Source organism: Roseibium sp. RP-7 (assembly GCF_053005225.1).
Map to the genome: position 1 here is coordinate 179,142 of NZ_JBRKQA010000003.1, position 20,870 is coordinate 200,011.

Consider the following 20,870-nt stretch of genomic DNA (forward strand, 5'->3'; position numbering starts at 1 on the left):
TCGGCGCGGATGCCGATCCATAGCATAATCAACTTCCAGACAAGCTGCGGGTCCCCAAGGGCCCGTTCTGTCTTTTGGAGCCACTCATGAACCTTCGTAATATTGCCATCATCGCGCACGTTGACCATGGCAAAACCACACTCATCGACGTTCTTCTGAAGCAATCCGGTGCCTTCCGCGACAACCAGCGCACCGAAGAACGGATGATGGACTCCAACGATATCGAGCGTGAGCGCGGCATCACCATTCTGGCCAAGGTCACCTCACTGGTCTGGAAAGACACCCGCATCAACATCGTGGACACACCGGGCCACGCCGACTTCGGCGGCGAAGTCGAACGTATCCTGCACATGGTCGACGGCGTGATCCTTCTGGTGGACGCTGCTGAAGGCCCGATGCCGCAGACCAAGTTCGTGCTCGGCAAGGCCCTCAAGCTCGGCCTGAAGCCGATCGTCGCCATTAACAAGATCGACAAGCCGGAACAGCGTGCCGATGAAGTGCTGGACGAGGTCTTCGACCTGTTCGCAGCCCTCGACGCCAATGAAGACCAGCTCGACTTCCCGGTGCTCTACGGTTCGGCCAAGCAGGAATGGATGGCTCTGGAGCCGAACGGCCCGCAGGACAGCATGGACCCGCTCTTCGACATGGTCCTCGACAAGGTGTCGCCGCCGGAAGCCCAGCCGGGCGATTTCCGCATCCTGGCAACCACCATCGAATCCGACCCGTTCCTGGGCCGCATCCTGACCGGCCGTATCGTGTCGGGCACCGCTCTGCCGAACATGCCGATCAAGGCGCTCTCCCGTGACGGCAGCGTGGTTGAAAACGGCCGTATCTCCAAGATCCTTGCTTTCCGTGGCCTGGAACGTCAGCCGATCGAAAAGGGTGAAGCGGGCGACATCGTCGCCATCGCGGGCCTGACCAAGGCAACCGTTGCCGACACGCTGTGCGCCCCGTCGGTCAATGAATCCCTGCAGGCTCAGCCGATCGATCCGCCGACGCTGTCCATGACCTTCCGCGTCAACGACAGCCCGCTGGCCGGCACCGAAGGCTCCAAGGTTCAGTCCCGCGTCATTCGCGACCGCCTGAAGAAGGAAGCAGAAGGCAACGTCGCCCTGAAGGTGGAAGACACCGACGAGCCGGACGCATTTGTCGTCTCCGGCCGCGGCGAACTTCTTCTGGCGATCCTGATCGAAAACATGCGCCGTGAAGGCTTCGAGCTTGGTGTTGGCCGCCCGCGCGTCGTCTATCAGTATGACGATGCCGGCAACCGCCTGGAGCCGATCGAGGAAGTCATCATCGACGTTGATGAAGAACATTCCGGCGTCGTGGTTCAGAAGCTGCAGGAACGCAAGGCCGACCTTCTGGAAATGAAGCCGTCCGGCGGTGGCCGCACCCGTCTGGTGTTCCACGCCCCGACCCGCGGCCTCATCGGTTACCAGTCCGAACTGCTGTCCGACACCCGCGGCACGGCGATCTTCAACCGTCTGTTCCATGGCTATGAGCCGCACCGGGGTCCGATCCAGGGCCGTCACACCGGCGTGCTGCTGTCCAACGGCACCGGTGAAGCAGTTGCCTATGCCCTGTTCAACCTGGAAGACCGCGGCCCGATGATGATCGATCCGGGCACCAAGGTTTATCCGGGCATGATCATCGGCGAACACACCCGCGGCAACGACCTGGAAGTGAACGTGCTGAAGGGCAAGCAGCTCACCAACATCCGCTCCGCCGGCAAGGACGACGCTGTCAAGCTGACCACGCCGAAGAAGCTGACGCTGGAAGCAGCGCTTTCCTACATCGCAGACGACGAGCTGGTGGAAGTCACACCGGACTCCATCCGCCTGCGCAAGGCCGTCCTCGACCCGCATGAGCGCAAGCGCGCGGAACGTGCGGCGAACAAGGAATCGGCATAAGCCCGATTGAACCAACCAGAAAAGCCCGGGCATTGTCCCGGGCTTTTTACTGAGGGACAGTATCCATTGCACCTCATCCTGAGGAGCCGCGTCAGCGGCGTCTCGAAGGATGGGTACTTGCTCCGACAACTGCCGCCCATTCTTCGAGACAGCGCTTCGCGCTTCCTCAAAATGAGGTTTTGGTTTCCCTTCTCCGGTTTTCAGGGCCCACTTGTTTCGCCGGCAGACCAGAAGACTTGAGACAGCCCGCAAGCCTTTGCCGCAACCAATTGCCACGGCGCATGTCCGCCTTGGTTTAAATTGTCAGTCCGGTGACGGAAATTGAAACGCCATCCCACGCCTCCCGACCGGGAACTCCTTACAATTCCGCCTGAGAATTGAAGCGCCTGGCCTCAGGTCAACCGCGCACAAGGAAGGCTGAACCAATGAAACATTTCGCTCTCGCACTGGCGATGACCGCAAGCCTCGCCACATCCGCCACCGCCGCAAGCTTCGGCCCGCTGGTGGAAGCTGCCGAGCTGTCCGCGTCGCTGGACACCGTAGAGCCGGTGCTTCTGGACATCCGCAACGAGGGGTACGAGAAAGGCCATGCAGACGGCGCGCTGTTTGCGCCCTATCGCATGTTCCGCGGACCGGCGGAAAACCCCGGTGGCCTTGTGGATGTTGAAAAGCTGGAAGCTGAACTGGAAGAACTCGGCCTGGAACAGGATACGCCGATCGTGATCCTGTCCGAAGGCAAGACCGATACGGACTTCGGTTCTGCCGCGCGTGTCTACTGGACCTTGAAATCCACCGGCTTCACCGACCTGTCGATCCTGAACGGTGGCCTGGAGTCCTGGAAAGCCGCCGGCCTTCCGGTCAACGCCACGGCCGAATCCGCCTTTCCGAGCGAGCTGGAACTGACCTTTGACGACACCTGGCTGGCCACCACGGCAGACGTTTCCGCCGTCGCTGCAGGCGAGTCGAATGCGCTTCTGGTAGATGCTCGCCCGGCGGATTTCTTCAACGGCAAGAAGGCGCATGAAGCTGCCTCGCGTCCGGGAACCCTGCCGACCGCCATCAACCACACCTACACAGCGTTCTTCAAGGAAGGCTCGCCGGCAATGTCCACCGCCATCGACCCTGCCTCGCTGAAAGCATCGCTTGGTGTCGAAGACGGCAAGGATACGGTTTCCTTCTGCAACACCGGTCACTGGGCCGCGGCTCACTGGTTTGCGGTGTCCGAAGTCGCCGGAGTGGAAAACGCAAAGCTTTACGCGGGCTCCATGGTCGAATATTCCCAATCCGGAAACGAGATGGTCAACACACCGGGTCTCGTACAGAACCTGATAAACCAGATACTGAACTGACGTGACCACAGCCGCAGACATTCACACCGCCGCTGCGACGCCAATCTGGCGCCGCGGCGGTCTTGTTTTGGCCGCCCTTGCAGCCGTTCTGGCCACCGCCCTTCTGGTTGGTGGACGGTATGGCCTGCTGCTTGCCGTCGGCCTTGGCTTCGGCATCGTGCTGGAAGGCCTGCGCTTCGGTTTTGCCGGCCCCTGGCGTGCGATGATCCTGCGCCGAGACCCGGGCGGCCTTTGGGCGCAGCTTCTGTCGATCGCCCTTGTCTCACTGGTGGCCTTTCCCCTGCTTGCCGCAAACCAGGGCGAGCTGAGCGGCGCACAGGGCCCAATCGGCTTTGCCATGATCGCGGGAGCCTTCGTCTTCGGCGCTGCCATGCAGGTCGTGCTCGGATGCGGGTCCGGCACCCTGGTCAATGCCGGGTCCGGCAACGCGGTTTCCCTTGTCGCCCTGCCCTTCTTTGCCATCGGCAGCTTTGCCGGGGCCTATCACCTGATCTGGTGGACAGATCTTGGGGCATTGCCCGTTCTGACCCTGTCCGGCTGGCAAGGCGCAGCGATTACGCTCCTCGGACTTTCGGCAATCGCCGCAGTGCTCTGGAAACTGGCAGCTCCCGAAAACCGGCGCCTGCCTCGCCGGCTGACAGTTGCAGCCGTGCTGCTGGCCGCCCTTGCCATCCTGAACCTGATCGTGGCCGGCCAACCCTGGGGCGTTGTCTATGGCCTTGGCCTTTGGGCTGCAAAGGCGGCATCTGCAGCCGGGGCGGATCTTTCCGGATCCGTTTTCTGGAGTGCACCTGCCTCCGTCGAGCGCCTGACCCATAGCCTGCTGACGGATTACACATCCCTCACCAATATCGGCATTATCCTGGGTGCCTTTCTGGTCGCCAGCTGGCGCACCGGCGGCCTGTCGCAGAAAATCCAGTCGCTGCCGGCCCAAGCCTGGCTCGCCGCAATTGTCGCGGGCTTTCTGCTGGGCTATTCCTCACGCCTTGCCTTCGGCTGCAATGTCGGTGCGTTCTTTTCCGGCATCTCGACCGGCAGCCTGCACGGCTGGGTCTGGTTCGCGGCCGCCTTTGCCGGATCGATCTACGGCGTGAAACTGCGCCCGCTCCTGAAGCTGGAGGCAAGATCATGACCCGGTTGGTAACAGCTTCCGTCGCCCTTGCCGGACTTGCGGCAATGATTGCTCTCGATGCATCTGCGACACCACCCAATCCCTACAAGGCCCCGAAACTTCTGGCTCTGGGCTCCGGCACCGCCCCGAGTGGCGGCTTTTGCGGTGCGCTGCCCGACCCGGCCGGCAAATAGCCGAGCGACCCTTGCCAACCGGCAACCGCTCCCGGGTTGCCATGGGATGCCAAAGCCTCGACTTGCATTCACAAGGTCATCGGCAAAACGTCTGACTTGCTTGTGTGCACCGCAGCGGGCTTAATCCTCTCCGACAAATCAGAACCGGGAGGCACAGGTGAGCAAGACCAATCGCGGCAATTTCTTCGAAGACTTCAAGGTGGGACAGGTCATCCGCCACGCAACGCCGCGCACCGTCACCAGCGGTGACCAGGCGCTTTACACCGCGCTTTACGGCTCTCGCTTTGCGGTTCAGTCGTCAGACGCTTTCGCAAAATCCCTGGGTTATTCCCACGCCCCGGTCGACGACCTGCTGACCTTTCATATCGTCTTCGGCAAGACAGTGCCGGACATCTCGCTGAATGCCGTCGCCAATCTGGGTTATGCGGGCGGCCGGTTCCTGGCACCGGTTTTCCCGGGTGATACCATTTCCACCGTCTCCGAGGTGATCGGCAAGAAAGAGAACTCCAACGGCAAGACCGGCGTCGTCTATGTGCGCTCGACCGGCTACACCGAAAACGGCACCGAGGTGCTGGATTATGTCCGCTGGGTGATGGTCAACAAGCGTGTTGCCGCCAATCCGGCGCCGGAACCGGTGGTGCCGGAACTTCCCTCAGCGCTCGACCCGCAGTCACTCGGCACCGCCGTGCCATTGCTCGACACCGCCAATTGGGACAATGACCTGGCCGGATCCGAGTACCGTTTCGACGATTACGAGATTGGCGAGAAGATCGACCATGTCGACGGCATGACGGTGGAGGAAGCCGAGCATCAACTGGCAACCCGCCTTTACCAGAACACCGCCAAGGTGCATTTCAACCAGCACACGGAAGCTCACAACCGTTTCGGCCACCGCCTGGTCTATGGCGGCCACGTGATCTCCATTGCCCGTGCGCTGTCGTTCAACGGGCTGGCCAACGCGTTTCATATTGCCGGTATCAACGGCGGCCGCCACGTCGGCCCGCTGGCAGCCGGCGACACGGTTTATGCCTGGTCGGAAGTTCTGGACAAGGCGGACATCGACGGCCGCTCGGACGTCGGCGCGCTGCGTCTGCGGCTTGTCGCCACCAAGAACCGGACCTGCCATGACTTCCCCGGACAGGACCATGAGGACAACTACCTGCCCGAAGTGGTTCTCGATTTCGACTACTGGGCCCTGATGCCGAAATAGGCATCACACCCGGCCCGATCCTTTTGGATGACGGATCTCCTCTTCCTCGCTACCATGACGCAAGAGGAGGTTTGGCATGCTGACAACGCTTTCGGGCCGGGAAACAAATCTGATCTTCGCGATCATGCAGGACATTATCGCCATCCAGGACGCACGGCAACTCAGGCTGCAGCTCGGCACCCGCTTGCTGGACCTTCTGGAGGCGGACTACTTTGCCTCCTACGTCTGGACAAGGACCGACGGCGACACGGACGGCGTGTTCCTGAACATGGACGAGAGCAATCTCGCCGCCTACCAGCAGCATTTCCAGCACTGCGATCCGATTACACCCAGGTTCCGCATGTGCCGGCGCGCCACCCACCTCGACCAGGTCATTTCCCGGGAAGACTTCCTGCGCACCGAATTCTACAACGACTTTCTGGCACGGGACGGCCTGCATCAGGGCATGAACTTCCATGCCTATGCGGCGACCGGCCATCTGGGCGACCTGCGCATCTGGCGCGGCGCCGGCAAGGAAACCTTCCAGCAGCGCGACCTGGAAATACTGAATGCGATCGGCACGTCCTTCGGACATGCCCTTGCGAACATGCAGGCACACGAACGCAAACAGCGCGATGCCGACCCCCGATTGCGCTTGACGGCCTGGGCGGGCCACCACGGGCTCACCAGCCGGGAACAGGACGTGCTTTGCCTGGTGAGTGAAGGCAAGCGCGACCGCGAGATTGCGGCGGAACTTGAAATCTCCGTCACGACCGTTCGCACCCACCTCAAGGCGATGTTTCAAAAATCGGGGGTGACCAGCCGGGCGGAACTGCTCGCCAGCGTCAACACGCGACTTTCTCTCCAATAAACGAAGCGCCTCCTCATTTTCGAGGATGCGCCGGAAAAGGCACAGGCGTTTTCTGTTTCCCTCATGCACAAGAAGGGGAACAAACATGAAAGTGCATCTCACAGCAGGACTGACTGCGATCGCAGCCCTCTTTGCCGGTCCGGCGTTTGCCGCCGACGACATCACCACCATGAGTGCAGCGGAAACGGCGAGCGCCATAGCCGGACAGACGCTGACAGCCACGGATCTCGTCAACGCCCTCATCGCCAGAACCGGCGATGACCCGGGCAATGTCTACATCACGTTCGACAGCGAAGGCGCGCTTGCAGCCGCTGCTGCCGCCGATGAAAGCGTGAAGGCAGGTGAACCCCTCGGACCGCTGCACGGCGTGCCGATTGTCGTGAAGGACAACATTGCCTCCGCTGGCCTGCCAACCACCGGTGGGACGCCTGCCCTGAAAGGATGGGTGCCCGCAGAAGACGCGCCTGTCTTGAAGAAACTGCGCGATGCGGGCGCGATCCTGCTCGGCAAGACCAATCTTCACGAACTTGCTTTCGGCATCACCTCGAACAACGCCGCCTTCGGCGCGGTTGCCAACGCCTATGATCCGGACCGCTTTGCCGGCGGCTCGAGTGGCGGCACCGGCGCTGCGATCGGTGCCAGGCTGGCGCCCGCCGGCCTTGGAACCGACACGGGCGGCTCGGTGCGTATTCCTTCGGCACTCAACGGTGTTTCCGGTCTGCGCCCGACCACAGGCCGCTACCCGGCGGAAGGTATCGTGCCGATTTCCGCGACACGCGACACGCCCGGTCCGATTGCAAGAACGGTTTCCGACCTGGTCCTCCTCGATGCGGTGATCACGGGTAGCACTGCGACACTCGACCCTGCAGACCTCGGCACCGTCCGTCTGGGTGTTCCAGGCGTGCTGACGGACAACCTCTCACCGGAAACGGATCGTCTCTTCAAGGAAGCTCTGGACAAGCTGCAGGCCGCCGGCGTGACCCTTGTCCCCGTCGATATCAGCACAGAGCTTGAACTTGCCGGAAAAGCCGGTTTCCCGATCGCCCTGTGGGAAGTGAAACGGGATCTTGCCGTCTTTCTGGAGATGCATGAAACCGGGCTCGGGCTGCAGGACATAGCCGATGAAGTCGCCAGCCCCGACGTCAAATTCGTCTTCGACAATCTGGTGCTGGGCAACCAGGCGATTCCGGATGCTGTTTACCGGGAGGCAATGGACGACATGCGGCCATTGATCCAGGCCGGATATGCTGAAGTCTTTGCAGCCAACAAGCTGGACGCACTGGTTTTCCCGACAACCCCGCTGCCAGCACAGCCCATCACCGGTTCCGATGAAACCGTGTCGCTGAACGGAGAAGACGTACCGACCTTCCCCACGTTCATCCGCAACACCGATCCGGGTTCCGTCGCCGGAATTCCGGGCCTGTCCTTGCCCGCGGGGCTGACATCGGACGGCCTGCCCGTCGGCCTGGAGCTTGATGGCCCCGCCTATTCCGACCGGCATCTGCTGTCGCTCGGCCTGGCAATCGAAGCGGTTCTGCCGCACCTTCCGGCGCCAGTGTCAAACTAGGCAGAGGGCCTCCACAGAAGCAGGGCGTTTCCTGTCTGGACTTTATCGGAAGTCCTGGCGCACACTCCCGCAAAACAGGAGTGTGCGCCATGAAAACAGTGTCCTTCATCCAGATGAAAGACGGCACCAAGGAAGACTACGATCTGCTGGCGGAAGCGGAGCGGCCCTATCACGCCCTGACACCGGAACGGATCCTGTCCGAGCTGAAGCGCCAGAACGAGGACACGCTGTCCGGCTACAAGATCACCCGCATGCAGCATGGCCTGCAGGCGGCCACAAGGGCGCGTCGGGAAGGGGCGGACATCGACTGGATCGTCGGCGCGCTTCTGCACGATATCGGCGACGGGCTGGCCCCGCAGAACCACGACCGATTCTCTGCCGAGGTCATCCGCCCCTTCGTGCGGGACGAGGTTGCCTGGGTGGTGGAACATCACGGCATTTTCCAGATGCTCTATTACGGCCGTCACTATGGCTGGGACGAAAACGCCCGCGATCAGTTCAAGGATCACATGCACTTTCAGGCCTGCGCCGACTTCTGCGAACGCTGGGACCAGTCCTCCTTCGATCCCGATTATGAAATGGACACGCTGGAAAGCTTCGAACCTCTGGTGCGCGAGGTTTTCTCGCGAAAGGCCTACGACCCGGCCGTGCTGCAGGAAGGCATTTCAAGGGGATTGCCGCCGCTGCAGTAAAAGACAAGCACGTGATCGACGCGGTAGCTTTTGTCTTTCAAAACACCGATCGACACTCCATCGCAAACAACCCGTCTATTGCTCTCTCAACCTTTCAAGAGTTCGGGAGACTGCCCCCTGTTGCGACGAATGCCGCCGTTGCCGCGGATCGTAGCCGGACTTTTCCTCGTAAAATCAGTTAGATCGAGAAAGACATGCGTCAGAGAATTATTGTTTGCCCTTTGATCGAAAACGAAGGCGCGTACCTTCTGTGCAAGATGCCAAGCGACCGGGGTGTCTTTCCCGGACAATGGGCACTTTCGGGTGGCGGTCTGGAACAGGGTGAGCGGATGACAGAAGGGCTGCTTCGAGAAATCTCGGAAGAACTGGGATCCGACCTGACGATTGAGGACGTCCAACCCTGGACGTTTCGCGACGATGTCCGGACAAAGACCTACCCGGACGGCACTTCCGAGCAGATTTACATGATTTATCTCATATTTGATTGCAAGGCGGCGAACCGCAACGTTTCCATCAACGAAGAGTTCGAGGACTTCGCATGGGTCCTTCCCGAAGATCTCGGCAAATATGATCTCAACGAAGCCACAAGAATGACGCTTGAGGCAAAGGGCCTGCTGCCGTCCTGACAGGTGTCGAGGATCCCGAGATCTGCCCACCTTTTTCTTCCGTGCAAGCGCTCCCGCCAGGAATGCTCCGCTCAAATCCCGGCACGATAAGGCTCCCTCCTCAACAACGGCCTTCCAGGCCAACTTTGCGCCGCAAACAGCCGCCACAACTTCAAGTTATGCGGCTTTGAAATTGAACCTGATGGGGAGGGGCGAGCGTCATCAATGACCAGCGAAACAGTGAATTTTTACAACACCACTGCCAAGGAATATGTTGCCGACAAGGAGACGCCTAATCCCAGATTGCCTGCCTTCCTGGAGCGATGCAAAGCAAAGGGCAGAATTCTGGAACTGGGAACCGGAGGCGGTGTGGACGCCGAGGCCATACTCAAGTCCGGCTTCGTCCTGGATGCGACGGATGGCTCGTCCGAACTCGCTGCGATAGCTGCGCAACGGTTAGGCCAGCCGGTTCGGACCATGTTGTTTAACGAGCTTGATGCGGTTGAGCTTTATGACGGCGTCTATGCCTGCGCTGCACTGACACACGCTCCAAGAGCCGACCTCGGCGATGTGGTGGAGAGAATTCATCGGGCGCTGCACGACAACGGGGTCGTTTGGGCCAGTTTCAAGGTTGGCACCAACGAAGGCACAGACGCGTTTGGTCGCTACTACAATCTTCTGCCTCAGGACGAACTGACTGCGATCTGGCGAGAAGCGGCAACCTGGAGCATCCTGGAAACAGAAACCTGGTTGGGAAGTGGTTACGACCGCAGACCAACCCAATGGGCCGCCATCACCGCGATCAAATAACGTCCGTTGAGGCAGGCTGTGCCTGCGGGCTTGCGCCCCGAGTTTCCCACATCACGCAAGATCTGCTCACTCCACCGTCACGCAGTTCGGATCGCATTCCCTCCACATCCTGAGGACTTTGCAATCCTCTGGATGTGGACATCATCCGGGGGGGCGGGATCTCCATGGAGCTGAAGACCGGGTATGAGGCTGAAGCCGGGACAGGGACCGATCAGTTCGGCTTGGTATCCGGAACCACTTCGGTTTCGATCGGGCCAACACCAGCGCCTTCTTCCGAAGCTTTCGGACCGAAGGGTACCCAACGCTTGAAGAAGCTTCCGACAGAGCTGCCGCCCGACTGGTCCTGCGGGGCAAAGGCGGTCTCGACCGCCGAGCCCGGACGCCGCTGTGCTGCCGGAGCCGCTTCTGCAGGAACTGCAGCCGTCGCCGTTTCGTCGGCGGGCTGTACGTCAGGCGCAGCCGTCTCGGCCGTGGCAACAGCCGGGTTGGTGTCGTCCTCACCGCCGCCAAGCGCTTCGGCAAGCCGGTTGGAGCGCTCTTCCCAGCGCTTCTGGCGCTCGTCACGAGCATCGAAGCGGGCAGCAAGCTGCTGGTATTTCTCGTTGTCGCGGCGCTGCTTGGAGGCAACTGCCGTCGCGATGCTCGGGCTCACCTGATAGTCGGGGCATTTGGCGCTGGCCCGGAAGGGCACGCCTTCAACCAGCGTGGTAGCATCGAAAACGTATTTCTTCTCGCAGACGGAAATCTGCGGCGGGGTCTGCGTGATCTCGAAATGGTCGTAGCCGGTCTTCAGCATTTTCCAGAATTCCATGTGCTCGCTGTCGCGGTGGCGAGCCATGTTTTCCGGCGTCATGCGGAAGGGAAAGGCCTGAACCTGGAAGGAGCGCTGACCACCCTTGAAGCTGTCGCGGGCAAGCGCGTAGATGTCCTGGACCTGCTCGTCCGTCATCGCGTAGCAGCCACGGGACGAACAGGCGCCATGCACCATCAGATGCGAGCCGGTTCGGCCGTGGGAGCGGTCATAGGAATTCGGGTAACCGAGGTTGAAAGCCAGGTGATAACTGGAATTCGGGTTCATCAGGGCAGGCGTGATCTCGTAGAAGCCTTCCGGGGCCTGACGGTCGCCTTCCTTGAACTTCGGGCCGAGCTTGCCGGACCATTTGCAGATCTCGAACTCGTCCAGAAGCTGGTATTTGCCCGTGCGGGTCTGTTTCCAGACTTCCAGAGCACTTTCTTCCTTGAAGATCCGGATCATGATCGGCGAGGTCGAGCTCATGTTGAGATCGTTCATCTTGCGCTTGATCGACGCGCTGACGGGCTGCTGCGCCTTGTTGGGGCCTGCAGTGAATTCGTCTGCCTGGCAAGCCGCCAGCACACCGGCAAGCATCAGCGCCGCACCAAGACGGGCTGCCTTGCGGCCACTCAGGCCGCTGTTGCCAAGAAGAAGGCCGGCTGGCGTGTTCATAAGGCGCCGAAAGACCATGATACTGTCCCAAACTAAGCGGAAACCGACAAAGGCGAACGAACTGCCTTGCCGCACTTCCTGCGTCCTCGCCCCCGCGCAAAGGCTAGGGAATGATGGTTGACGATAAGTTACTGAAACCGGATTGTGCCTGCGACCAAAATTATGGTGATAGGAACAAAAACTTGCCCAAGCGTCATCTTGTGCGTCCCAACTTCGCCTGAATGACGGCAAATTCTGGCCACAGGATGGCAAAAAGGCCGGTTTTACGGCGGCCTTGCATCGTTTTTTTCCGAAATACAGCAGTTTGGTGAACAGCGCGGTTGCCAGCGTGGCGATATCGCCGAACCCGGCAACCGGAAGACCTAGCTCAGGGTTCTGCCGATAGCGATGAATTTTTCGCGCCGCTGCTTGCGTATTTCATCCGGCGACAGGCCTGCCAGCTCTTTCAGCGCAGATTCGATCGCCTTGCCCGCGTTGTCGATAACGATTTCACGTGCACGGTGCGCACCGCCGACAGGCTCCTTGATGATGTCATCGATGACACCGAGCTGCTTGAGATCCTGTGCGGTGATCTTCAGTGCTGTCGCAGCGTCCTGCGCCTTGGCGCTGTCGCGCCACAGGATGGAGGCGGCGCCTTCCGGTGAAATCACCGAATAGATCGCGTGTTCCATCATGAGAACCTTGTTGGCGGTCGCGATCGCTATCGCACCACCGGAGCCGCCTTCGCCAATGACGACGGAAACGGACGGCGTTCCAAGGCCGAGGCCGACATCCGTCGAGCGGGCGATGGCTTCGGACTGGCCGCGCTCTTCAGCCCCGCGTCCCGGATAGGCGCCGGAGGTGTCGACAAAGGTGATCAGCGGCAGGCCGAAACGTTCGGCCATTTCCATGACCCGGACTGCCTTGCGGTAACCTTCCGGACGGACCATGCCGAAGTTGTGCTTCAGACGCGTTTCGGTGTCGTGGCCTTTTTCCTGAGCCAGGACAGCCACCGATTGACCGCGAAAACGACCGATGCCGGCGATCAGCGCTGCATCTTCGGCAAACTTCCTGTCACCGGCAAGCGGCGTGAAATCTTCGATCAGACCGGCGATATAGGCAACGGCATGCGGGCGATCGGGATGGCGGGCAACGAGCGTTTTCTGCCAGGGCGTCAGTTTGGCGTAGAGGTCCTGCAGCGTTTGCGAGGATTTCGTTTTCAGCCGGTCGATTTCACTGTCGACATTGACGGCTTCGCCATCTTCCCCGGCCAGAGCGCGCAGCTCCTGGATCTTGCCTTCAATGTCTGCAACGGGCTTTTCGAATTCCAAATAGCTGTGCATTTACTCGGTTACCTGAAACAAGCCGGCACCGCCTTACGTCCGGCGGCCGCTCCGGAAATTCTGTCACAAGATCGAAGGATTACCAGCCGAAAGCGACCAGCCACCCGAATGTCGATCATTTCAAAGACGTTCAAGCATCTTTGCCGCGTCTGAACAACGCAAGATGCTCCAGGCAACGCAAGCGTGCCTGAACGCATAGTTGGAGGGCTGTATCAAGAGACGCAAGTGGGCGCAAGTCTCGGTGTGCCGGCAAACAGGGATTGAAAGCCTCTCGCGCCTGGGAAACCCTTCCCGGTTTTTTTGCCGGAAAGGGCCGAAGAAGGGTCGGTGATCAGTCGACGGATGCCTGATCGCTGCCAGCACCGTCGATCTTGAGCTTGTCTGCTTCCACGATCAAGCGGCCGTTCTTTGTATCGATGGAAATCCGGTAGGGGACGAGCACGTTGTCACGGCCCATCGGCGCAACCCACACTTCCATGTTGGCCTGAGCCATGTATTTGACCGAATCCTTGGACGGGCGGTGCCCGGCGACAGGTACCCAGCGGGCCTTGCAAACGACGACCTGGCCGTCATAGCCGTGGCCCGAGACTTCCTTCGTGCCGGAATAGCTCAGCTTGATATCGAACCGTGTCCAGCCGTCGAACACCGGCAGACGACGCGAACAGGCCTTCGGCCCGAGACTGTCCTTGGCACGACCGACCGGCATCAGAGCGGCGCTCAGCGGATCGATCGCATTGCGCGTATGCCGGTCAGTCACCTTGATCCGCTCCGGATTGGGCTTGAACTGCGGCGCGACTTCCATTGAACGGATGGACCCGGAGCCCTGGCTCAGGTTGACGTAGAAATCGAGATTGGAGGCGTGCGACGCCATCCTGTATTTCGACGGCACGACGCGCGATCCGACCATCCAGCCGGATGCTTCCGCTCCACCCTTGCCGGTGGTGAACAGCGTGCCGATCCCTGCCGGCTCCAGGCTGACCTTGGCCGAATAGGCATTGCCCTGCATGACGAGCGACAGCGTTCCGCGCCCGACCTTGAAGCCGGCAATCGAAATATTGTAAAGGCCGCCGACGCTGTTTTTCTTGGCTTCCGCCGGTGTCGTCAGCAGCGCCGCAGCAAGCATTGGCAGGGCGACCAGCCGCCCGAGAGACATCAAACCAAACACTTCAAAACCTCCGGACTGCCGTCTGGCAGCGAATTGCGCCCCCGCGCCATGAGTGTTCCGCGACGGAAAGATACCATAAATCCCGCTCGATGAACGACCCCAATCATTCTAAATTATGGTAACTCACTGGTTAACAGCCGGGCGTCCTGCAAATAAAAGCAGTGAATCTCCGCAAAGCGGCGGAGATGTCTTGACGTTGGCCTTCACTCGCATTATAGCGGGGCAACTTTTTCCGAGAAATGCCGGAGACGATGTCGCCGGGCCTCAGGTCCGCGCCGGTTCCGGTTGGACTTGCTGGGTTCAAAGTAACGGCCCAGCCACGAAAACAAAAGGTGATATCATGGCACGCCGTTGCGAACTCTCCGGCAAAGATGTGATGACGGGCAACAACGTCTCCCACGCTAACAACAAGTCCCGCCGCCGGTTCCTGCCGAACCTGTGCAACGTATCCCTCATCAGCGACACGCTCGGCGAAACCTTCAAGCTGAAGGTCTGCGCACACGCACTGCGCTCCGTCGAACACCGCGGTGGCCTGGACGCATACCTGATGAAGGCAAGCGACGCGGACCTGTCCGATGCTGCTCGCAAGATCAAGGTCGACATCAAGCGCAAGCAGGCTGAAGCCGCTGCCGCTTAAGGCCTGAAGCGCCTGCACGGCTTGTTCCGGCAGCAGGCAGCTCGCATACTTGCAAAGAACCTTTACAGGACGCCCAATCGATATCGGTTGGGCGTCTGTCGTTATGAGGTGAACACATGACCGAAACCCGGACCTTCTCCGCGAGCCATCACGTAGTCGCCATTCTGGCGATGGCGGCTGTTGTCGTTGCATCCAACTTTCTGGTCCAGTTCCCGGTCGAGCATTTCATCGGCGGTGTCAATCTTGCCGATACGCTCACCTGGGGTGCGTTCACCTACCCCGTCGCCTTCCTGGTGACCGATCTCACCAACCGCCGCTTCGGCCCGACCGCCGCTCGCAAGGTTGTGATTGCCGGCTTCCTGATTGCCGTGATCCTGTCGATCTGGCTGGCGACGCCCCGCATTGCCATCGCCTCCGGAACCGCGTTCCTGGTCGCGCAATTGCTGGACGTGACGATATTCGACCGCATGCGAAAGCTGTCCTGGTGGAAAGCGCCGATCACCTCTTCCTTCATCGGCTCGGTAATCGACACGCTCCTGTTCTTCGGCATCGCCTTTTCCGCCAGCTTTGCCTTCATCGACGGCCTGTTCGGGATGGACGACAGCTCGCTCGCCTTCCCGGTGCCCTTCCTGGGCATCAGCGACGATACCCAGGCGCTGCTGTGGGTGTCGCTGGCCGTGGGAGACTTCCTGGTCAAGATGCTGGTTGCCGTCGCCCTGCTCGCCCCTTACCGCATCGTGCTCGGCCTGTTTCAGGCCATGCCGAAGGGAACTGCCGCCTAGGCACCAGGCGCGAAAAAGGCGGAGCTGGTCGTCCGGGGATGGACTTGCCGGGCAGAAGTGCTCCTGCGCCTCAATCTTCCAGTCGAAACCTCAGGAACAAGGTCCTCTGCAGGATCGAACGGTTGTTGTCGGAGACAAGCGTCAGGATTGTTTCACCGTTTTCATTGGTGTGAATACCCAGAGCTTCCATGTTGTCGATCTGGGAGTTGAAGTCGGCCTCCAGCAGCAACTCGCCTTCCAGAACGGCTCCGGCAGCAATGTCGGCTCCTTTGAACCGCCGCAGCCGCAGGCCGATCAGATCACGCAGGCTGAAGCGGCGCTCCACCAGAATCATGTCGCCACCGGGCAGAAACGCCGCATCCGTCGCATCGAAGCGCTCATACCGGCGGATGGTGAAGCGTTCCGTGCCGTCCGGACCGATGATGAAGCCAGACAGATCATGCAGGTCGCTTGGCGCTGATTCCGCGACAGCCACGAGCTTGCCGGCCAACGGGCCGTCCTCCGGCCCGGCCGCCAGAGCTTCCAGTCCGGTGTTGCGCGGCAGATCACGAATATCCTGCGGCAGCGCGACTTCACCGATCATCCTTTCCTTGCCGGTCGAAATCGGCCACGGATACCGGTAGATGGCGTTGCGGGTTTCAGCAGTGACATAAAGACCGGAGCCCGACAGCGTCAGTGCCTCGGTATCATGACCCCAACGTGCATCGAGCGTTTTGCCATCGGCACCCAATAGCGGCGCGAAACGCAGGTCTTCGATCTCCGTCGGCTTGCCATCCGCTGTCTGCACGATTCGGCCACTGACCCAATGTCCGTTGTCGGTGACCGCCAGAAATTCGCTTCCCCCGTCCAGACTGATCAGACCGGAAAGCCCGCCGACCTTGCGGTCCGCGGCTATCAGCTCCAGACCGCCAAGAAAAGTCAGCTTGCCGAAGGTCGTATCGGCAAGCCCTATGCGGAATGTGTCGATGGACCGGGTACGGGCCTTGACCGGCTGTCCGCCCGAAAGCAGCTCCGGCGCCCCGGCGGCTGCGGGCGCAGCAAACCAGAAAGTGGAGAGAAAGACGGCAGCCAGCGCGAAGCTGCCTGCCGAAAGACGCCTTTCTGCTCCCATGTTTTCCAGATCCTGCCGACTAACGATGACCCGCGCGGCGACGGCGGCCACGCGTGTTGAAGGAGGTGTCCACCTCGTCGTCGAAAAGGTTGGCAAGCTGGTCTGTCATGGCACCTGCCAATTCTTCGGCATCGACAATGGTGACCGCCCGTCGGTAGTAGCGCGTGACGTCGTGTCCGATACCAATGGCGATCAGCTCGACCGGTGACCGGGTCTCGATTTCCTCGATGACGTAGCGCAGGTGGCGCTCCAGATAGTTACCCGGGTTGACCGAAAGCGTGGTGTCGTCCACCGGCGCGCCGTCGGAAATCATCATCAGGATGCGACGTTGTTCGGGCCGTGCCATCAGCCGGTCATGAGCCCACAGCAGGGCTTCGCCGTCGATGTTTTCCTTCAAAAGGCCCTCGCGCATCATCAGGCCGAGATTGCGCCTGGCCCGGCGCCAGGGCGCATCCGCAGACTTGTAGATGATGTGGCGCAGGTCGTTGAGCCGGCCAGGTGTCGGTGGCTTGCCCGCACCGATCCAGCTCTCCCGCGACTGGCCGCCTTTCCAGGCCTTGGTGGTGAAGCCAAGGATCTCGACCTTCACGCCGCAGCGCTCCAGCGTGCGCGCCAGAATGTCGGCACAAGTGGCGGCAACGGTGATCGGACGCCCGCGCATGGATCCCGAGTTGTCCAGAAGCAGCGTCACGACCGTGTCGCGGAAATTGGTGTCCCGCTCCTGCTTGAAGGCAAGCGGGGCCATCGGATCGGTTACGGCACGGGTCAGCCGTGCGGTGTCCAGAAGCCCTTCTTCAAGGTCGAAGTCCCAGGCCCGGTTCTGCTGCGCCATCAGCTTGCGCTGCAATCGGTTGGCAAGGCGCGCCACGGCCCCTTGCAGGTGGGTCAACTGCTTGTCCAGGAACCCGCGCAGACGATCGAGCTCCGCCATGTCGCAAAGTTCTTCAGCGGTAATCGTCTCGTCAAACTGAGTGGTGAACACGCGGTAGTCGGATTCCGGCCGGTTGGAGAACGGCGTATCGGGCCGGTCGCTTTCGCCCGGCTCCTCGGTATCCTCCGACATGTCCTGATCGGCGAAGTCTTCCATATCGGCTTCGGCGGCTTCCGTATCGCCGCTTTCCTGCTCTTCGCCGGAAAGTTCCATCTCCTGCGGAGAGGCTTCCTGTTCGCCGGAATCTTCTTCGCTGTCGTCGCCCGATTCAGCTTCGTCGTTGTTGCCCTGGTCCTCGTTTTCTTCCGGGTCCATGTCCTGGTCGTGATCGCCAAGCTCATCGCCCATGTCGAGCGATTTCAGGACGTCGCGAAGACGGGCCGCGAAGGAATTCTGGTCCTCGACTTCGGCTTCCAGCCTGTCGAGGTCGGCACCGGCCTTGTCCTCGATCCAGCCACGCCACATGTCGACGAGCTTTGTCGCGCTTTCCGGCGGCTTTGCGCCGGTCAGCCGTTCACGCACCAGCAGGGACAGGGCATCCTGCAGCGGCGCTTCTTCCCGGCTGGAGATATCCGGCGCACCGGATTTGCGGAACCGGTCGTCAAGCATCACCGACAGGTTGTCGGCAACCCCTTGCATCCGGCGTGCGCCAACGGCTTCGCAGCGGGCCTGTTCGACCGCTTCGAAGATCGCCCGTGCGTCTGGGCCCTGCGGCATGTTCTTGGAATGAACAGCCTTGTCGTGGCAGGCAATGCGCAGGGCGATGCTGTCCGACAGGCCACGGGTGATCGCGATCTCGCGCGCGTTGATCTTGCGCGAGGGCTCGGGCAAGCGCGCGGACATGCCGCTGAGACCGGGCCGGTCACCGGAAAAGATGACTTCCAGTTCCGGTTCTCCGGAAATCGCCCGCATGGTACCGGACACCGATTGCTTGAATGGCTCGGTGCTCGGTGCGGGCTTGTTGCCCGGAAGGGAATTGTGACCCGGCCGCGGTGCCATCGGGACCTCAGCTCATGACTACGTTGACGGAGGATTCCGGCAGATCTTCACCGAAGCAGCGCTGATAGAACTCGGCCACCAGGGACTGTTCCATGTCGTCGCACTTGTTGAGGAAGGTCAGACGGAAGGAAAAGCCGACATCGCCGAAAATCTGGGCATTTTCCGCCCAGGTAATGACCGTACGCGGGCTCATGACCGTGGACAGGTCGCCGTTGATGAAGGCGTTCCGGGTCATGTCCGCCAGGCGCACCATCTTGGAAACGGTGTTACGGCCTTCGTCCGACTGGAAGTGCTTGGCCTTCGACAGAACGATATCCACCTCGTTGTCATGCGGCAGGTAGTTCAGCGTGGTGACGATCGACCAACGGTCCATCTGCGCCTGGTTGATCTGCTGCGTGCCGTGATAAAGACCGGAGGTATCGCCGAGACCGACCGTGTTGGCGGTGGCGAACAGCCGGAAGGCGGCATGCGGACGGATGACCCGGCTCTGGTCGAGCAGCGTCAGGCGGCCGGAAGATTCCAGGATACGCTGGATCACGAACATCACGTCCGGACGGCCGGCGTCGTATTCGTCGAAGACCAGCGCGACATTGTGCTGATAGGCCCAGGGCAGGATCCCGTCGCGAAACTCGGTGACCTGCTTGCCGTCCTTGATCACGATCGCGTCCTTGCCGACCAGATCGATACGGGAAATATGGCTGTCCAGGTTGACGCGGATACACGGCCAGTTGAGACGCGACGCCACCTGCTCGATGTGGGTCGATTTACCGGTACCGTGATACCCGGTCACCATCACGCGCCGGTTATGGGCAAAACCCGCCAGGATCGCCAACGTGGTCGCGCGGTCGAACAGGTAGTCTTCGTCACGCTCGGGCACATGTTCTGACGGCGCGGAAAATGCAGGTACCTTGAGGTCGGACTTGAAACCGAAAACCTCTTCTACGGAAATTTCAGTGTCCGGCATGGCCATGGCCGCAGTCGTCGTCTCAGTCATCAGTCCTCCGCAGTCCCGGAAGTTCGGGAAGGGTCGTTTGGGAAAAGCCGGCAGGACCCTGCAGGCTCTAAAGGAAACCGGCTTTTTTCAGAACGTTATACGCCTGAATGATTTCCCGCAGGCGGTCTTCGGAAGACCTGTCACCGCCATTGGCATCCGGATGGTTCAATTTAACAAGCTCCTTATAGCGCGCTTTGATTTCGGCGCCACGGGCTGTGTAAGGCAGATTGAGCACATCCAGGGAACGTTTTTCAAGCGTTAGTAGCTTTCTTTCGCGCGGTCGCCGAACTTGCTCGGTGCGCCGCTGCGCATTGGAGCGCATGCTGGAGCGGGCGTCGAACCCGTCCGGCCCCTCGGCTGCCTGCCGGTTTACGCCCATTTTCCAGGTCGGCCGGTGCCCCGTCAGACTGTCCTTCTGATAGGTGCGCACGTCGTCGTCGCCCATACCTGTAAAATAGTTGTAGGACTTGTTGTATTCGCGCACATGGTCGACGCAGAAATTGAAATACTGCCCCTCCCGGTCACGCCCTTTCGGCGCCCGGTGCGTGCCTGGCCGCTTGCAACCCGGATGGTCGCACGAAGGATGGCGGTCCTGTTCCACCCGTTCCTTGTCCGGTTTCACACGGATGCTGTCGAAGAGTTTTGAGTCCAGTTTCATGCGCCGAAATATTGAAGTGTGAGGGCCGACGGGCAAGCCGCAGGCCGTTGCATTGTCCCGGTATCCAAAGTTAATTTCCCCGCACCGGATTTCGAAAGTCGAAGAGCCCGGCACTGTATCAGGCAGGGCCGGACCACGAAAGACTTGAACTTCGAAAACAGCTACGCCAAGTGAGACACATGAGCACAAAGCAGACGATCACCGACAAACTCTCCGCAGCCTTCTCGCCGTCTTTTCTGAACGTCATCGACGAGTCGGAAAAGCACAGGGGCCACGGTGGCTGGCGCGAGGGCGGCGAAACCCACTTCCGGGTACAGATCGCCGCAGCCGCTTTCGAAGGCATGAACCGCGTGGCGAGGCACCGGGCGATCAACGACCTGCTTGCAGACGAAATTGCCGGCGGAGTGCACGCCCTGGCGCTGGAAATCCGCGCTGACAGCGAACCGGATCCCCGCGCGGCTCGGGTTTCGGGCGGTTGACAGGCTCGCCTTTTTACTGATCTTCCAAC

20 protein-coding genes are annotated in these 20,870 nt (G+C 60.7%); 13 read left to right on the forward strand and 7 right to left on the reverse strand.

All coding sequences use genetic code 11. The annotated features are described in order from the left end of the window. The first annotated feature begins 86 nt into the window (after nt 1-86). The 10 genes from typA to ACVDG9_RS23620 all read left to right on the forward strand — a co-directional run bounded on the left by typA (nt 87) and on the right by ACVDG9_RS23620 (nt 10,298). Entirely contained in the window at nt 87-1,910 is a 1,824-nt protein-coding gene (gene typA, locus ACVDG9_RS23575) for a translational GTPase TypA (RefSeq protein WP_023002822.1), read from the forward strand. Between the two features lie 425 nt (nt 1,911-2,335). Continuing rightward, nucleotides 2,336-3,259: a sulfurtransferase gene (locus tag ACVDG9_RS23580; RefSeq protein ID WP_447239129.1), complete on the forward strand. Its 924-nt coding sequence runs from the start codon at nt 2,336-2,338 to the stop codon at nt 3,257-3,259. A 1-nt stretch (nt 3,260) separates the two neighbouring features. Beyond that, nucleotides 3,261-4,391 carry a YeeE/YedE family protein gene (locus ACVDG9_RS23585; protein WP_447239130.1) on the forward strand — a complete coding sequence of 377 codons (1,131 nt, stop codon included), beginning with the start codon at nt 3,261-3,263 and terminating at the stop codon, nt 4,389-4,391. Continuing rightward, the gene (locus ACVDG9_RS23590; protein ID WP_168687431.1) at nt 4,388-4,564 is read left to right on the forward strand and encodes a hypothetical protein; all 177 of its coding nucleotides are present in this window, start codon (nt 4,388-4,390) and stop codon (nt 4,562-4,564) included. The genes ACVDG9_RS23585 and ACVDG9_RS23590 overlap by 4 nt, the downstream gene beginning before the upstream one ends. Before the next feature lie 157 nt (nt 4,565-4,721). Next, nucleotides 4,722-5,774: a MaoC family dehydratase gene (locus ACVDG9_RS23595; RefSeq protein WP_062486615.1), complete on the forward strand. Its 1,053-nt coding sequence runs from the start codon at nt 4,722-4,724 to the stop codon at nt 5,772-5,774. Nucleotides 5,775-5,850: 76 nt separating this feature from the next. Then, nucleotides 5,851-6,624, forward strand: a complete 774-nt coding sequence (locus ACVDG9_RS23600; RefSeq protein WP_447239131.1) for a helix-turn-helix transcriptional regulator — start codon at nt 5,851-5,853, stop codon at nt 6,622-6,624. Nucleotides 6,625-6,709: 85 nt separating this feature from the next. Continuing rightward, nucleotides 6,710-8,191 (forward strand): indoleacetamide hydrolase, encoded by a 1,482-nt coding sequence (gene iaaH, locus ACVDG9_RS23605; RefSeq protein WP_447239132.1) that lies wholly within the window; start codon nt 6,710-6,712, stop codon nt 8,189-8,191. A gap of 89 nt (nt 8,192-8,280) precedes the next feature. Further along, nucleotides 8,281-8,883 (forward strand): HD domain-containing protein, encoded by a 603-nt coding sequence (locus ACVDG9_RS23610; RefSeq protein WP_447239133.1) that lies wholly within the window; start codon nt 8,281-8,283, stop codon nt 8,881-8,883. A gap of 194 nt (nt 8,884-9,077) precedes the next feature. Then, nucleotides 9,078-9,509, forward strand: coding sequence for a nucleoside triphosphatase NudI (gene nudI, locus ACVDG9_RS23615; RefSeq protein WP_075284550.1), 432 nt, complete (start codon nt 9,078-9,080; stop codon nt 9,507-9,509). A gap of 204 nt (nt 9,510-9,713) precedes the next feature. Next, complete coding sequence (locus tag ACVDG9_RS23620) at nt 9,714-10,298, forward strand: class I SAM-dependent methyltransferase (RefSeq protein WP_447239134.1); 585 nt, start codon at nt 9,714-9,716, stop codon at nt 10,296-10,298. Between the two features lie 211 nt (nt 10,299-10,509). Here the strand turns inward: ACVDG9_RS23620 and ACVDG9_RS23625 are convergent, their stop codons facing one another. From ACVDG9_RS23625 to ACVDG9_RS23635, 3 genes are all read right to left on the reverse strand, one after another. Beyond that, on the reverse strand, nt 10,510-11,781 hold the full coding sequence (locus tag ACVDG9_RS23625) for a L,D-transpeptidase family protein (protein WP_447239135.1): 1,272 nt from the start codon (nt 11,779-11,781) through the stop codon (nt 10,510-10,512). A gap of 344 nt (nt 11,782-12,125) precedes the next feature. Next, nucleotides 12,126-13,085 (reverse strand): acetyl-CoA carboxylase carboxyltransferase subunit alpha, encoded by a 960-nt coding sequence (locus ACVDG9_RS23630; protein WP_023002811.1) that lies wholly within the window; start codon nt 13,083-13,085, stop codon nt 12,126-12,128. A 331-nt stretch (nt 13,086-13,416) separates the two neighbouring features. Beyond that, a complete protein-coding gene (locus ACVDG9_RS23635) occupies nt 13,417-14,250 on the reverse strand; it encodes a DUF3108 domain-containing protein (RefSeq protein ID WP_208984624.1) in 834 nt (277 codons plus the stop codon). Between the two features lie 340 nt (nt 14,251-14,590). Here ACVDG9_RS23635 and rpmB point away from each other — a divergent pair, with 340 nt between their 5' ends. Both rpmB and ACVDG9_RS23645 read left to right on the forward strand, forming a co-directional pair. Beyond that, nucleotides 14,591-14,887, forward strand: coding sequence for a 50S ribosomal protein L28 (gene rpmB, locus ACVDG9_RS23640; protein WP_023002809.1), 297 nt, complete (start codon nt 14,591-14,593; stop codon nt 14,885-14,887). A 116-nt stretch (nt 14,888-15,003) separates the two neighbouring features. After that, nucleotides 15,004-15,669, forward strand: a complete 666-nt coding sequence (locus ACVDG9_RS23645) for a VUT family protein (protein ID WP_447239136.1) — start codon at nt 15,004-15,006, stop codon at nt 15,667-15,669. A gap of 70 nt (nt 15,670-15,739) precedes the next feature. On the opposite strand, the gene ACVDG9_RS23650 is transcribed toward ACVDG9_RS23645, so the two are convergent. The 4 genes from ACVDG9_RS23650 to ACVDG9_RS23665 form a co-directional block, all read right to left on the reverse strand. After that, nucleotides 15,740-16,780 (reverse strand): esterase-like activity of phytase family protein, encoded by a 1,041-nt coding sequence (locus tag ACVDG9_RS23650; protein WP_447239137.1) that lies wholly within the window; start codon nt 16,778-16,780, stop codon nt 15,740-15,742. A 19-nt stretch (nt 16,781-16,799) separates the two neighbouring features. Then, nucleotides 16,800-18,710 (reverse strand): cobaltochelatase subunit CobT, encoded by a 1,911-nt coding sequence (cobT, locus tag ACVDG9_RS23655; protein WP_023002806.1) that lies wholly within the window; start codon nt 18,708-18,710, stop codon nt 16,800-16,802. Nucleotides 18,711-18,717: 7 nt separating this feature from the next. Then, nucleotides 18,718-19,704 carry a cobaltochelatase subunit CobS gene (cobS, locus tag ACVDG9_RS23660; RefSeq protein WP_023002805.1) on the reverse strand — a complete coding sequence of 329 codons (987 nt, stop codon included), beginning with the start codon at nt 19,702-19,704 and terminating at the stop codon, nt 18,718-18,720. A 67-nt stretch (nt 19,705-19,771) separates the two neighbouring features. Next, the gene (locus ACVDG9_RS23665) at nt 19,772-20,362 is read right to left on the reverse strand and encodes a DnaJ domain-containing protein (protein WP_023002804.1); all 591 of its coding nucleotides are present in this window, start codon (nt 20,360-20,362) and stop codon (nt 19,772-19,774) included. A gap of 179 nt (nt 20,363-20,541) precedes the next feature. On the opposite strand from ACVDG9_RS23665, the gene ACVDG9_RS23670 reads away from it, so the two are divergent. Next, nucleotides 20,542-20,841 (forward strand): BolA family protein, encoded by a 300-nt coding sequence (locus ACVDG9_RS23670; protein ID WP_152505312.1) that lies wholly within the window; start codon nt 20,542-20,544, stop codon nt 20,839-20,841. The last annotated feature ends 29 nt before the right edge of the window (nt 20,842-20,870 follow it).

Bases quoted from the DNA above. Each gene is read 5' to 3' on its own strand.
- typA (WP_023002822.1), top strand. From the start codon at position 87: ATGAACCTTCGTAATATTGCCATCATCGCGCACGTTGACCATGGCAAA.
- ACVDG9_RS23580 (WP_447239129.1), top strand. From the start codon at position 2,336: ATGAAACATTTCGCTCTCGCACTGGCGATGACCGCAAGCCTCGCCACA.
- ACVDG9_RS23590 (WP_168687431.1), top strand. From the start codon at position 4,388: ATGACCCGGTTGGTAACAGCTTCCGTCGCCCTTGCCGGACTTGCGGCA.
- ACVDG9_RS23600 (WP_447239131.1), top strand. From the start codon at position 5,851: ATGCTGACAACGCTTTCGGGCCGGGAAACAAATCTGATCTTCGCGATC.
- iaaH (WP_447239132.1), top strand. From the start codon at position 6,710: ATGAAAGTGCATCTCACAGCAGGACTGACTGCGATCGCAGCCCTCTTT.
- ACVDG9_RS23610 (WP_447239133.1), top strand. From the start codon at position 8,281: ATGAAAACAGTGTCCTTCATCCAGATGAAAGACGGCACCAAGGAAGAC.
- nudI (WP_075284550.1), top strand. From the start codon at position 9,078: ATGCGTCAGAGAATTATTGTTTGCCCTTTGATCGAAAACGAAGGCGCG.
- ACVDG9_RS23620 (WP_447239134.1), top strand. From the start codon at position 9,714: ATGACCAGCGAAACAGTGAATTTTTACAACACCACTGCCAAGGAATAT.
- ACVDG9_RS23625 (WP_447239135.1), bottom strand. From the start codon at position 11,781: ATGGTCTTTCGGCGCCTTATGAACACGCCAGCCGGCCTTCTTCTTGGC.
- ACVDG9_RS23630 (WP_023002811.1), bottom strand. From the start codon at position 13,085: ATGCACAGCTATTTGGAATTCGAAAAGCCCGTTGCAGACATTGAAGGC.
- rpmB (WP_023002809.1), top strand. From the start codon at position 14,591: ATGGCACGCCGTTGCGAACTCTCCGGCAAAGATGTGATGACGGGCAAC.
- ACVDG9_RS23645 (WP_447239136.1), top strand. From the start codon at position 15,004: ATGACCGAAACCCGGACCTTCTCCGCGAGCCATCACGTAGTCGCCATT.
- ACVDG9_RS23650 (WP_447239137.1), bottom strand. From the start codon at position 16,780: ATGGGAGCAGAAAGGCGTCTTTCGGCAGGCAGCTTCGCGCTGGCTGCC.
- cobT (WP_023002806.1), bottom strand. From the start codon at position 18,710: ATGGCACCGCGGCCGGGTCACAATTCCCTTCCGGGCAACAAGCCCGCA.
- cobS (WP_023002805.1), bottom strand. From the start codon at position 19,704: ATGACTGAGACGACGACTGCGGCCATGGCCATGCCGGACACTGAAATT.
- ACVDG9_RS23665 (WP_023002804.1), bottom strand. From the start codon at position 20,362: ATGAAACTGGACTCAAAACTCTTCGACAGCATCCGTGTGAAACCGGAC.
- ACVDG9_RS23670 (WP_152505312.1), top strand. From the start codon at position 20,542: ATGAGCACAAAGCAGACGATCACCGACAAACTCTCCGCAGCCTTCTCG.